This window comes from Limnohabitans sp. (assembly GCF_031539105.1).
Lineage (GTDB): Bacteria > Pseudomonadota > Gammaproteobacteria > Burkholderiales > Burkholderiaceae_C > Limnohabitans.
The window spans coordinates 19435-32455 of record NZ_JAVKLM010000036.1 but is presented as its reverse complement, the minus strand read 5'-3'; the positions used below and the strand labels follow the sequence as shown (position 1 = coordinate 32455).

At 57.1% G+C, this 13021-nt stretch carries 10 protein-coding genes; 7 read left to right on the top strand and 3 right to left on the bottom strand.

The genetic code is table 11. The features are described from left to right. Positions 1-33: 33 nt before the first annotated feature. From RMR24_RS09670 to RMR24_RS09660, 3 genes are all read right to left on the bottom strand, one after another. Complete coding sequence (locus RMR24_RS09670; RefSeq protein WP_310614924.1) at positions 34-360, bottom strand: type II toxin-antitoxin system HicB family antitoxin; 327 nt, start codon at positions 358-360, stop codon at positions 34-36. A gap of 15 nt (positions 361-375) precedes the next feature. Beyond that, positions 376-630 (bottom strand): type II toxin-antitoxin system HicA family toxin, encoded by a 255-nt coding sequence (locus RMR24_RS09665; RefSeq protein ID WP_310614870.1) that lies wholly within the window; start codon positions 628-630, stop codon positions 376-378. Between the two features lie 143 nt (positions 631-773). Then, entirely contained in the window at positions 774-1268 is a 495-nt protein-coding gene (locus RMR24_RS09660) for a YqaA family protein (RefSeq protein ID WP_310614923.1), read from the bottom strand. A 146-nt stretch (positions 1269-1414) separates the two neighbouring features. Here RMR24_RS09660 and dusB point away from each other — a divergent pair, with 146 nt between their 5' ends. The 7 genes from dusB to RMR24_RS09625 all read left to right on the top strand — a co-directional run bounded on the left by dusB (position 1415) and on the right by RMR24_RS09625 (position 12994). Then, positions 1415-2449 (top strand): tRNA dihydrouridine synthase DusB, encoded by a 1035-nt coding sequence (gene dusB / locus RMR24_RS09655; protein WP_310614869.1) that lies wholly within the window; start codon positions 1415-1417, stop codon positions 2447-2449. Beyond that, entirely contained in the window at positions 2442-2678 is a 237-nt protein-coding gene (locus RMR24_RS09650; RefSeq protein WP_310614868.1) for a helix-turn-helix domain-containing protein, read from the top strand. Before dusB ends, RMR24_RS09650 begins: the two co-directional genes overlap by 8 nt. 13 nt (positions 2679-2691) lie before the next feature. Then, entirely contained in the window at positions 2692-4278 is a 1587-nt protein-coding gene (gene purH, locus RMR24_RS09645; RefSeq protein ID WP_310614867.1) for a bifunctional phosphoribosylaminoimidazolecarboxamide formyltransferase/IMP cyclohydrolase, read from the top strand. A 57-nt stretch (positions 4279-4335) separates the two neighbouring features. After that, positions 4336-5625: a DEAD/DEAH box helicase gene (locus RMR24_RS09640; protein WP_310614922.1), complete on the top strand. Its 1290-nt coding sequence runs from the start codon at positions 4336-4338 to the stop codon at positions 5623-5625. A gap of 352 nt (positions 5626-5977) precedes the next feature. Then, entirely contained in the window at positions 5978-6862 is an 885-nt protein-coding gene (locus RMR24_RS09635) for an OmpA family protein (protein ID WP_310614866.1), read from the top strand. A gap of 130 nt (positions 6863-6992) precedes the next feature. After that, complete coding sequence (locus RMR24_RS09630) at positions 6993-7985, top strand: OmpA family protein (RefSeq protein ID WP_310614865.1); 993 nt, start codon at positions 6993-6995, stop codon at positions 7983-7985. A gap of 17 nt (positions 7986-8002) precedes the next feature. Beyond that, positions 8003-12994, top strand: a complete 4992-nt coding sequence (locus RMR24_RS09625; protein ID WP_310614864.1) for an Ig-like domain-containing protein — start codon at positions 8003-8005, stop codon at positions 12992-12994. The last annotated feature ends 27 nt before the right edge of the window (positions 12995-13021 follow it).

The window sequence follows — 13021 nt, the reverse complement described above, 5'->3', positions numbered from 1 at the left end:
AGTGAGCGGCTTTTTGCTGGGTGTTTGGCTGGTTCAGGTCGCCAAGTATTTGTCGAGTGCGGCCACCACCACGCGGTTGATCGTTGCATCGTCTTTCATGGCGCGCAAATAGGCTTTTCGGTGCAGCTCGCTGCCTGTGCGCACGTTGAACAAACCGCTGAATGGTTTGTCGGGTGTTTTCTCCGCGAGCTTGCAGGTTTCTAAATAGTCATCCACCGCGGCGATGAATTCTTTTTTCAACTCCGCCAGTGTGGTGGCTTCGTAAGTCACCAAATCGTTGATGCACAGCACCTTGCCGTGCAGCACGTTGTCTTCCACGGATGTTTCAATCGAACCGTTGTATCCCTTGTGGGCAAGCATTTCCACGATGACTCCTTAAATCCTGCCGCTCATTTGCAGCTGTTCCACCACTTGTTTGATCACGTAGGTTTTCACCTCGGGTTGTGGATGCGGCTCGTGCAAGCTGATGACCTCTTTGCTCTCTAAATGCACAAACTTTCGTCTTGATCCCTTGTTGCTCAACATTTCGTAGCCAAGGTGTTTCAGAACCGCTTTGAGTTCGTCCCACTTCACATCTGATGGGGTGGGCTTGGCTTTGAGCTTGAGAATCAGTTTTTCGTGCCGTGACATGCATCTTAGTCCGAAAAGTCGATTTTGTAACCTAATTTTAGTTACAAATTCGGGGTGGTGATCGAGGTTTCGGTTGAATGCTATGCCTTACAAGACGGTTTGTTGTGTCGGTGAGCTTGCTTAATCACAGAGCCGAACTAGCTCTACCCAATCCCCCAATGCTGCGGAAACACCCAAAGCAAGCCACCCGTCATCACCACATACCGCGCAAACTTGCCCACTGCCATGTAGGCCACGCAAGGCCAAAAGGGCAGGCGCAGCCAGCCGGCCACGGCGCACAGTGGGTCGCCCACGCCGGGCAGCCAGCTCAGCAAGCAGGCTTTGGGGCCAAGGGCGTACAGCCATCGCAGGGCGCGGGCTTCGTGGCCTGTGGTTTCGCGGTGGCGCAGCTGGTCGCTCACCTTGTGTATGCCGCTGCCCATCCACCAGCTGATGGCGCCGCCAATCGTGTTGCCAGCGGTGGCCACCGCGATGGCGGGCCAAAACAGTTCGGGGTTGAGCTTGACCAAGCCAAACACCACGGGCTCTGAGCCCAGCGGCAGCAAGGTAGCCGACACCAGTGACACCACAAACACGGTGCTCAGGCCGTATTCAGGCAGGGCCAAGGCGGCCAACACAGATTGCATCCAAATTTCCATGCCCGCCAGTGTAGTGATGCCAATTGCCAAATATTTCAAATCCTTCGCCAAGCCTTACAAAATGGTCATTTTCAGACCACATGCTGAAATTTTGAGCAGGTACAATCACGCCTCCTTTTTAAGCACCCCTCACTTCTTCCCACCCCATGCACATCGGCCCCTACACATTGGCAAACAACCTGTTTGTCGCGCCGATGGCTGGCGTGACCGACCGGCCGTTTCGCATGTTGTGCAAGCAGTTGGGCGCGGGCTATGCCGTGAGCGAGATGGTCACTTCGCGCAAAGACTTGTGGACCAGCCTCAAAACCTCACGCCGCGCCGACCACACGGGCGAGAGCGGCCCCATCGCCGTGCAAATTGCCGGCACCGATGCGGCCATGATGGCTGAGGCCGCGGTGTACAACATTGAGCGTGGCGCGCAAATCATAGACATCAACATGGGTTGCCCCGCCAAGAAGGTGTGCAACAAATGGGCGGGCTCAGCCTTGATGCAAGACGAGCCCTTGGCCATGTCCATCGTGCAAGCGGTGGTCGATGCCGCCCAGCCCCACAACGTACCCGTGACCTTGAAGATGCGCACCGGCTGGTGCGACGAGCATAAAAACGCCGTGGCCTTGGCCCGCGCCGCCGAAGCCGTAGGCGTGCAAATGATTACCGTGCACGGCCGCACCCGCGAACAGGGCTACAAAGGCTTTGCCGAATACGACACCATCACCGCGGTCAAGCAAGCGGTGCGCGTGCCCGTGGTGGCCAACGGCGACATTGATTCGCCCGAGAAAGCCAAAGAAGTTTTGAAGCTCACCGGCGCTGACGCGCTGATGATTGGCCGCGCCGCGCAAGGTCGTCCTTGGATCTTCCGCGAGATCGCGCACTACTTGGCCACGGGCGAACACTTGGCCCAGCCATTGGTGGAAGAGGTGAGCCGCTTGTTGCTGGCGCACCTAGATGAGCACTACGCCCTGTATGGCGAGAGCACTGGCGTGCGCAGCGCCCGCAAACACATTGCTTGGTACGTCCGCAGCTTGCCCGGTGGCGAGGCGTTTCGCCAACGCATGAACACCCTAGAAGACAGCGCGTCGCAACACCTTGCCGTGGCTGCCTTCTTCGATGACTTGGCCAAGCGTCACGAGCGCTTGCCCGACCCCGTTTTATTAGAAGAACCGTTAGCTTTGCATGAGTAAAAAACACATTGAAGAGGTGGTGCGTGCCAGCCTCGATACCTATTTCCGCGACCTCAAAGGCACAGAGCCCGACAACATGCACGACATGATGGTGCGCGTCGTTGAAAAACCACTGCTTGAAGTGGTGATGCAACACGCCGACCACAACCAGTCACGCGCCGCCGAATGGCTGGGCCTGAACCGCAACACGCTGCGCAAAAAACTCCTCGATCACAAACTCATTAAATAAGACTGCACGCCCAATGAAAGCACTCATCTCCGTCTCTGACAAAACCGGCATCGTCGAACTCGCGCGTGATTTGCACGCCTTGGGCGTGGGCCTGATCTCCACCGGCGGCACCGCCAAGCTCTTGGCCGAACAAGGCTTGCCCGTGACCGAGGTGGCCGAAGTCACAGGCTTTCCTGAAATGCTCGATGGCCGTGTGAAAACACTGCACCCCAAAGTGCACGGCGGCTTGCTGGCGCGTCGCGACACGCCCGAGCACATGGCCGCTTTGAAGGCACACAACATCGACACGATTGACTTGCTCATCGTCAACCTGTATCCGTTTGAAGCCACCGTGGCCAAGCCCGGCTGCACGCTGGCCGACGCGATCGAAAACATCGACATCGGTGGCCCAGCCATGGTGCGCTCTGCCGCCAAGAACTGGAAAGACGTGGGCATCGTCACCGACGCCAGCCAATACGCTGACGTGATTGCTGAGTTGAAGACCAGCGGCAAGTTGAGCGACAAACTGCGCTTTGCTTTGTCGGTGGCCGCGTTCAACCGCATCAGCCAATACGACGGCGCGATCAGCAACTACCTCTCAAGCGTGAACTTCGAAGCCGAGAAGCTGAGCGAAGAATACGTGCCCGAGCGCGCCCAATTCAGCGGCCAGTTCAACGAGCAATACGTGAAAGTGCAAGACCTGCGCTACGGCGAAAACAGCCACCAGCAAGCCGCCTGGTACCGCGATCTGGCCCCAGCTGCTGGCTCACTCGCCACCGGCGTGCAGCTGCAAGGCAAAGAACTGTCTTACAACAACATCGCCGATGCCGACGCGGCATGGGAATGTGTGAAAAGCTTCGAGACCTCGGCTTGTGTGATCGTCAAACACGCCAACCCTTGCGGCGTGGCTGTGGGCGCGAACCCACTTGAGGCCTACAGCAAAGCTTTTCAAACCGACCCCACTAGCGCGTTTGGCGGCATCATCGCCTTTAACCGTCCCGTGGACAAAGCCGCTGCCGAAGCGGTGAGCAAGCAGTTTGTGGAAGTGCTCATGGCCCCCGACTTCAGCGCCGAAGCGCTCGAAGTGTTCAAGAGCAAAGTGAATGTGCGCTTGATGAAAATCGCCTTGCCCGCCAATTCCGGCGACGTGCGCAACGCGCTCGAAACCAAGCGCGTGGGTTCAGGCCTCTTGCTGCAAAGCGCCGACAACCACGAGCTGGCTTTGGCCGATCTGAAGATCGTTACCATCAAGCAACCCACACCTGAAGAGCTCAACGACTTGTTGTTCGCCTGGAAAGTGGCCAAGTTCGTCAAATCCAACGCCATCGTGTTCTGCAAAAACGGCATGACCATGGGCGTGGGCGCAGGCCAAATGAGCCGCCTCGATTCCGCCCGCATCGCCAGCATCAAGGCCGAAGCCGCCAAGCTCAGCCTGCAACACACCGTGGTGGCGAGCGACGCCTTTTTCCCCTTCCGCGACGGCCTCGACGTGGTGGTGGACGCAGGTGCCACCTGCGTGGCCCAGCCTGGTGGCTCCATGCGCGACCAAGAAGTGATTGACGCCGCCAACGAGCGTGGCGTGGCAATGGTGTTCACCGGTGTGCGTCACTTCCGTCATTGATCGCCCACATTGAACATTGACAACACCCACGCGCCGCTCGATGCGGCGCAATCTGTCCTGAGCTTCGCCCAACTCGGCCTTAACGCCGAACTGCAAAGCTCTGCCGCCCAAGCAGGCTTTACAACGCCCACACCGGTTCAGGTCGAAGCCATTGGCCACGTGCTGAACGGCCGCGATGTATTGGCTACTGCACAAACTGGCTCTGGCAAAACAGCCGCCTATGTGTTGCCCGTGTTGCAGCTGCTCATAGCCACTGCCGCCTCGCGCGACGAAGCCGCAGATCCAAGACATGCCAAAACCAAGCGCATCACCCAAGTACTGGTGCTCGTCCCTACGCGCGAACTCGCCACACAGGTGAGCGACGTGCTGCGCGATTTGGCGCGGCCTTTGGCGCAGTCCATCAAAGTGGGCACTTTGTTTGGCGGTGTGTCCATCAACCCGCAAATGATGAGCCTACGCAGCGGTGCCGATGTGGTGGTGGCCACGCCTGGTCGCTTGCTGGATATCGTGGACCATAACGCCTTGAACTTGGGGCAAGTTCAACACTTGGTGCTAGACGAGGCCGATCGCTTGCTCGACCTCGGCTTTGCCGAAGAGTTGCAACGCATCTTGGCGCTGCTGCCCGCCAAGCGCCAAAACCTGTTGTTCAGCGCCACCTTCGAGCCTGCGGTGCAAACCTTGGCCGAGGCGCTGCTCAGCAATCCTGCACGCATCACCATTGCGCACACCGAAGCGCACGCGCCCGACATTGCACAGCGTGCCATTCAGGTGGACGAAAAAAGCCGCACAGCTTTGTTGCGTCACCTCATCAAAACGCATGCGTGGAAGCGCGTGTTGGTGTTTGTCGCCACGCGCTACGCCTGTGAGCATGTGGCCAACAAGCTCTACAAAGCGGGCGTGTTTGCTACCGCGTTTCATGGCGAAATGAGCCAAGGCGCGCGCCAAGATGTGTTGGCCGAATTCAAAGAAGAACGCTGGGAAGTGCTGGTCACCACCGACCTCGCAGCGCGCGGCATCGACATTGCGCAGCTGCCCGTGGTGGTCAACTACGATCTGCCGCGCTCCGCCACCGACTACACCCACCGCATTGGCCGCACAGGACGTGCGGGTGCGCATGGCGAGGCGGTGAGCTTTGTCACCGCAGCTACGCTCGCGCATTGGCAGCTGATTCAAAAACGCGCCCAAGTCCTGCTACCCGTGGAAGTGTTGGAAGGCTTCGAGCCGACCGAAGTGACACCACCTGTGTCACCCTTGATCGATGGCAACAACACAGGGGGCATCAAAGGCAAGCGCCCAAGCAAGAAAGACAAGTTGCGGGCCGCCGCCGCTGCAGAACAGCAAAAATAAACGGCATGTATTGTTTTTAATCAGCCTTTAAAGCCACCCAAAACCTGCTCACCTTTTTGAAGGTGCAGCAGGTTTTTTTTATGCCCCATTTGTTTTGTAAGTGCCGCTGAAAAAATAAGTAACAGTAGGTTGGGAATTCGCCATATACGCCAGTTGGCGTATTTACGTCATTGGCAAAACTCCAGAAAATCCTTTTTTTTAAATTTAAGCGTTTAGGTGCTTTATTCAGTAACTCTTCGGTTTTTGATGTTTCTAGCGAATGCGATTTCCGGTTTTTTGATTTTTTATGCTGTCAATTTTTAAACAAGCTTCAAGGCCTTGGACCCTTGCTGTTGTTTCACTCTCCGTCTTGGTGCTTTGCTCACCAACGCATGCGCAAACCAAATACGGTGTCAACAAACCTTTGGGAGACAGCTATACCCCTGCTCCAAGCGTAGCGAGCGATCAAACCCGTCTTGTCCTCTACCGCGCTCCTGTCAAAGCTGAGAAGTCAGCCGCGAAGTCAGGTGACAAACAAGGTGTTGTGTCGGTCTACCTTCACGAGCGTTATCACACCTCTTTGCAAAGAGAAGCCTTCTCGGTCGTTTGCCTCACCGGCGCCACAGTCGACGTGCGCACCCGCTTGTTGCCTGACCAAACCGCCGACATCAACCCCGAACTCGACACCCGCCTCACCGTCTCTCTCAAGGGTGGTCAGTCCACTTATTTGCGCGTGATCGACATGCCTAACGGCAAAAACCGCATTGATCTCGTCACCGTCCAAGCGGCAGACAAAGACCTTGCGAACGCCAAGCAACAAATGCACGCGCTCAGTCGTGTCCCTGGCGTTCAGCCTTGCCGCGAAGCCGAAGCCGCCGTCATTAACTTTGACCCCAACGTCATCACCTTTGGCTCTGACGCCATCTTTGATTCCAAGAAAACCGAAATTCAAGCCATCAGCGTGCAGGGTCGACAAGAGCTCAAACAGATCATTGAAAAAATCAACGTCAAGTACAAAACCTTTACCGACGTCAAAGTCCACGTGGTGGGCTTTGCAGACGATGAATCCAACGAAGCGCTCAACCGCGCCATCTCACTAGAACGTGCCAAAAGCGTTCGTGCTTTCTTCAAAGCCCAGGGTCTGCGCACGACGGCGCTGACCTATGAGGGCCGTGGTTCAGACGAAAAACAAAAGGCCCAGCACTTTGGCCTTTCCCCTCGACGCGTTGAAGTTGAGGTTGCAGTTGGCATTCATTAACAAGATTTAATACTTTGTGGTCATTTAAGTTGCAAAAATAACGGAACTGTCAATCCTAATCCGTAACTAGCGAATAGATGTAGTGCAAAATACCGCACTAATTTATCGGTCACAACTTAAAAGAGCACTTATGAATTCATTAAATGCCCGCCAACTTAGCAGCATCGTCGCTGCCACAGTCACAGCCCTTGCGCTTGTGTGTGGGTTTGCAACGTCCGTGCAAGCACAGCCTCAAAGCAATACGTCCGCTCACGCCGACATCACGGGCAGCGTCACAGAGCCACTGGGTGAAGGCTACGTTGCCCCATCAAAGCTCAACCCCAAACTCGCCCGTGTCACCCTCTACCGTCCCTCCCAGGGTTTTGCGTCAGGTGTTGCCCAACTAGAGATCAACGGCCACTATCACACCTCCTTGCAACGCGGCGGTTTTACTGAAATATGTGTTGAGCCTGCGTCTTTTGAACTCGCCGCTCAGATGGTGTTCATCGACGGCGAATTCAAAAACGTTCAAGACATCATCGCCACACTCAAACCCGAAGCCGCTCAAAACCTGTTTTTGCGCGTCATCACTGACGGCGACAGCCGTGCCACCCTGACGCCTGTCAGCGCCAACATCGCCTTGGCCGAACTCAAAAATACCCGTCGCCAAATTCATGCAGCCTCCCGTTACAGCCAAGCCAAAGACTGCATTCAGTCTGCGCCCAGTGCCAAACAAGAAAACGCGGTCAAAGAAACCATCGTGCTTAGCGCTTATGCCCTGTTCGAATTTGATAAATCTGACATCCCAAGCATCTCTGCCAAGGGTCGCTACTCGCTGGATGAGGTGATGGCCCGCTTGCAAAAAGAATATGGCAGTGACGCTGTCATCCAAATCACTGGCCATGCAGACCCATTGGGCAACCCCGACGCCAACAAGCGCCTGTCTAAAGCCCGTGCGCTTGCTATTCGCAACTACTTCATTCAAGGCGGCATGAGCGCCGAACGTATCACCGGCGACGGCGTGGGTGCAGAGCAGCCCGTCATCGCCACCTGTGGCAAAACTGCCACCCCTAAATCCATCGAATGCAACCAACCCAACCGCCGCGTGGTGGTGGTGGTGAGTGTTCAAGCGACAGCCCACTAATTAGAGAGAAAAATATCATGGCCCAAAACATCAAAGTCCTCGTCAACACAGGCAACGAACAAACCAACAAAGCATTTGACGTTGCCTCTGGCAGCGGCAAAGCCGGCAAACCCACCACCATCAAAGCCATCAAAGGTGCCCGCTACCAGTTTGAAGACCTGGCCGCCAAAAACGTCGGCCCCGAAAACATCCGCAGCAAGCGCGTAGGCAAAAACCTGCATGTCATGCTCGAAGGCGGTCAAGAAGCCGACCTCATCATCGAAAATTTTTACGACGACGCCATGCTCACCGATAGCAACCGTGGCCTATATGGCCGCGCTGAAGACGGAAAGCTTTACGAATACATCCCCGAAGACCCAAGGCTCGAAGGTATGCCTATCAACCTGGCTGATGGTGCTAAACCTGTAAGCCAAGTCTTGGGTGGCGGCCAAGTGGGCGACGGCTTTGCACTGAGCGGCGTCATTCTTGCGGCAGGCGCAGGCTCAGTAGCGGGCGCAGGTGGCCTTGGCTTCAGCGCACTTACTGTAGGTGCAGCCGCAGTCGGTGCTGCTGCATTGGGCGGTGGAGGAGGTGGCGGTGCCACCACGGCGCCATCCCCCGCACAAACGGCCCTAGCCAAGATTGAGGCCTACAACAATAGCGATGGCACCAACCCTGCTGCCCTGACCCTGCAAGACTATGCAGATGCAGGCATCACAGGTGTCACGGTGGACAACCTGCCGGCCGTCAACGCTCAAGTCTTGAAACAAAACGCACTTGGTGCAGACACATCGCCCGAAGTGCAGGCTTTGGTTGCAGCAGCCAACACTGCCTTGGCCAAAATTGAGGCCTACAACAATGGCAACGGCACCACGTCCGCGGCCCTCACCGTGCAAGACTTCGTGGATGCTGGCATCACCGGTGTTACGTCTGGGAATCTGGCTGCCGTCAACGCCAACATCTTGGCGCAATCCACAGGCGCAGCAAACACATCGCCCGAAGTGCAAGCCTTGGCCGACACAGCTGCTGCGATGGTTGCCGCGCTAGAGACCATCGCTGCTGCTGCTCTAGCCGACAACGCTACCAGTGGCAACTTGGCCGCCAGCGTGTTTGCCACAGCCGGTGTTACCGGCGTGGACAGCACCAACCTCAGCGCTATCCAAAGCGCTTTGGATAGCGCCGCCGTCAACGGCCTAGCCGCTGACACAACCGTCGAAGTGCAAACCATCGTTGACGCGTTCAACGCCATCAAAGCCAACGCCGACAGCGCCGCAACCGCCAACGCCACCCAAGCGCAATACGCCGCAATCGGTGTCAACGGCATCGACAACGCTGCCAAAACCAGTTTGCTCGGTGATGTGGTTGACGCCAAAGCGTTTGCCGACGTGGATACCGTCGGCGAGCTTCAAACATTGGCCACTGCCGCTGCTGCAGTGATCACCGGCGCAGCCTCAGGCACCGCGCCCACCAAAGCGCAACTTGAAGCACTCGGTATCACGGGTGTGACCGATGCCAACCTGTTTGCTGTTCAGGCGGCTATCGCCGCTACCGCAGACGACGGCACAGGTGTTGACACGCTCAGCGAATTGCAAACCGTTGTCAACACAGGCGCCGCCAACGCAGCAGCTGCCGTCAGCGCCATTGCTGCTGCTGCCCAAGCCAACGACGCGACCAACACAAACGTGGCTGCCAGCGTGTTTGCCACCGCGGGCGTGACTGGTGTGGACAGCACAAACATTGCCGCTATTCAAAGCGCCTTGAACGACACCGCCGTGCAAAGCGCACAAGCCGATACAGCAGCCAAAGTGCAAACCATCGTTGATGCTTACAACGCTATCTTGGCCGAAGCCAACGACACGGCCAACACAGCAGGCAACGGCACCGCTGACGCCAATCCCGCCAGCAACCCCACAGCCGCGCAATACGCCGCCATTGGTGTGAACCTGGGCGCTGCCCCCACCGACGCCGCCACTGACACAGAAACCTTGGCTCTGCTCAATGCCATCGTGGGTGGCAAACAGACCGCTGATGTTGACACCGTGGCCGAAGTGCAAGAGCTGGCCCGCATTGCCAACGCCATCCAGCTGACCGCAGCAGGTGGCACCCCCAACCCAGCGCTCGCTGTGGCCGACCTCACCAAACTGGGGCTCGACACCACTGGCGTGAACTCAAGCAATCTACCTACCCTGTTGGCCGCCATGGCAGCCAAGAGTGACACTGGCAGCGAAACCGATACTTTGGCCAAACTGCAAACCTTGGTCGACAACCTCGACAAAGTCGCGCCCACCACACCTGCCAGCGCACCTGCCAGCTACGCAGACAACGTGGGCACCATCACCAGTACCACGAGCACGGCTGCCCGTACGGATGACGACAGCCCCGGCGTGCTGGTGGGCACTGGCTTGAGCGACACCGTCAGTTTGTATGTTGACGGTGTCAAAGTGGCTGCCACTTACGACAGCGCCACGGGCCGCATTACACCCAATGTGGCTCTGAGCGAAGGTGCCAAGAGCATCACCTACACCCTCACCGATGCATCGGGCAACGAAAGCGGCCAAAGCCCAGCCATCAGCATCACTGTTGACAAAACCGCGGCTGTGGTCGTGGCTGATAACCGTACCTTGAGCGAAGACTTTGTGACCGCAACAGGCAACGTGTCTACCAACGACACCAGCAAAGACGGCACAGAGGTTTATGCACTCGTGGGTGCCAACGGCAGTGGCGACGTCAGCGGCACCTATGCTGGTTTGCACATGAACAGCAACGGCACTTACACCCTGTCGCCCAACTCAGCCAACATCCACGCCATCGCACAAAACACAGATCAGGCTTTCTCGTATACCGTCACCGACGCGGCGGGCAACACCACCAGCAGCACGATCACCTTCACGTTCACACCTGTGAATGACGCTCCCACTGGCACGAACACCACCATTGCCGTGCTCGAAGACGGCATCAAACCATTTGCTGGCGCTGACTTTGGTTTCAACGACGTGGACGCCAATACGCTGAGCGCTGTCATCATCACCACGTTGCCGACCGCTGGCACGCTCAAGCTCAATGGTACAAACGTGACCTTGAACCAAAGCATTGCAGTCGCAGACCTGGGCAACCTCGTGTTTGCTCCAGCTGCCAATGTCAACGGCAACGCTTACACGACCATTGGCTTCAAAGTTCAAGACAATGGTGGTACAGCCAACGGCGGTGTTGACACCAGCGCCACGGCCAACACGCTCACCATCAACATCACCCCGGTGGACGATGCGCCCGTTCTGAACAATACCAGCGTCTTGGCTTATACCGAAAACGACGCCGAAAAACCGATCAATACCTTGGTGACCGTGTCCGATTTGGACAACATCAGCTTGGCTTCAGCCACGGTCAGCATCACCACGGGTTACGTGGCAGGTCAAGATGTGCTGAGCTTTACCAACGTGAGCATGGGCAATATTGCCGGCAACTACGCCAGCGGTGTGATGACCTTGACCTCTGCAGGCAGTACCGCCACGCTGGCTGAATGGCAAGCGGCCCTGCGTGCAGTGGCCTACAGCAACACATCGGATGCGCCCAGCACGGCAGCACGTACCGTGAGCTACGTGATCAACGACGGTCAATTGGATTCCACGCCTGTGACCTCCACAGTCAACTTAACCGCAGTCAATGATGCACCAGTCATCAACCAAGGAACGACGGTCAATTTGAATTCGGTTCTCCAGGATGCTCAAGCGCCTGTGAACGGCAACACCACTGCAGGCACCTTGGTAGGCACCCTGTTGGATGCCATCACAGACCCAGATGGCAATGTGCCAAAAGGCATTCTGGTGACGGGTGCAGGTGCTGGTTATGAATCGTTGTACTACAGCACCGATGGCGGAAGCACCTGGATTAACTTGACCAACTTGACGGTTAACAATGCCGTGTTTCTGGATGCCAATAGCCGGATTTTTTACAAGCCCGTTGCGGGTACAACAGGTTTTAAAACCGGTGCAGTTTGGTATCGCGCATGGGACATGACAGACGGTGTGACGGCGGGCACTTTCATCGACCTCGACACCGCTTCAACGGGTGGTAGCAGTTCTATTTCCGATTCGCCGGTGTACGGTGCCATGGGGGTGAACATCATCACCGCCACCACACCTGTGGTGCTTGACCTGAGCCGCGACGGCGTGCTGAGCTACACCCAAGTGGTGTTGGACGTGAACGGCGATGGCCACCTTGACCAAACCGCATGGGCCGCGGCACAAGACGGTGTGCTGGTGCTAGACAAGTATGCCGATGGCAAAGTGCACGACAACAGCCAATACGCGTTCAGCCAATACGGCGCTGCGGGCAGCACCGACTTGCAAGGCTTGGCCGCAGGCTTTGACAGCAACCACGACGGTGTGTTGGATGCCAAAGACGCCAAGTTTGCCCAGTTCAAGGTGTGGCAAGACGCCAACCAAAACGGCGTGTCTGATGCAGGTGAAGTGCGCAGCTTGGGCGACCTTGGCATTGCCTCGATTGGCTTGACCAGCGACAACGTGGTGCGCACGCCCGCAGCGGGAGTGACGGAAGTGGGTCAGTCCTCAGCGGTGTTGGCCGATGGCTCCAGCATGTTGGTGGCCGACGCGATGTTTGACTACACGTCGTTGGACTACACCTTGGCTGGCACGGCCAGTGGCGATAGGCTGCATTTGTTGGGTGGCAACACCACGCTCGACCTGTCCAGCATCGTGGCCGCCCATCACAACCTGACAGCTATTGACCTGACCGGTACAGCGGTGAACGGCGCAACGGGTGCCAACACCGTGAAACTGTCATTGGCCGATGTGTTGGGTGTGGCAGCCGATGCCTCCATCGCCAACGGCGTGCACAAGCTCACCTTGACCGGCGACGCCAACGACATGGTGGAACTTGACCTGTCACAGTGGGCCAACACCGGCGCCACCGTGACCGAAGGCGACCACACTTACGCGGTGTACAACGCCTCGTCAACCACAGCCGCACAGTTGTTGATTGACCAACACATGTTGGTGGCGCAGCACGCGTAAGCAAAGCGCTAAGCTGTTTCACAAACC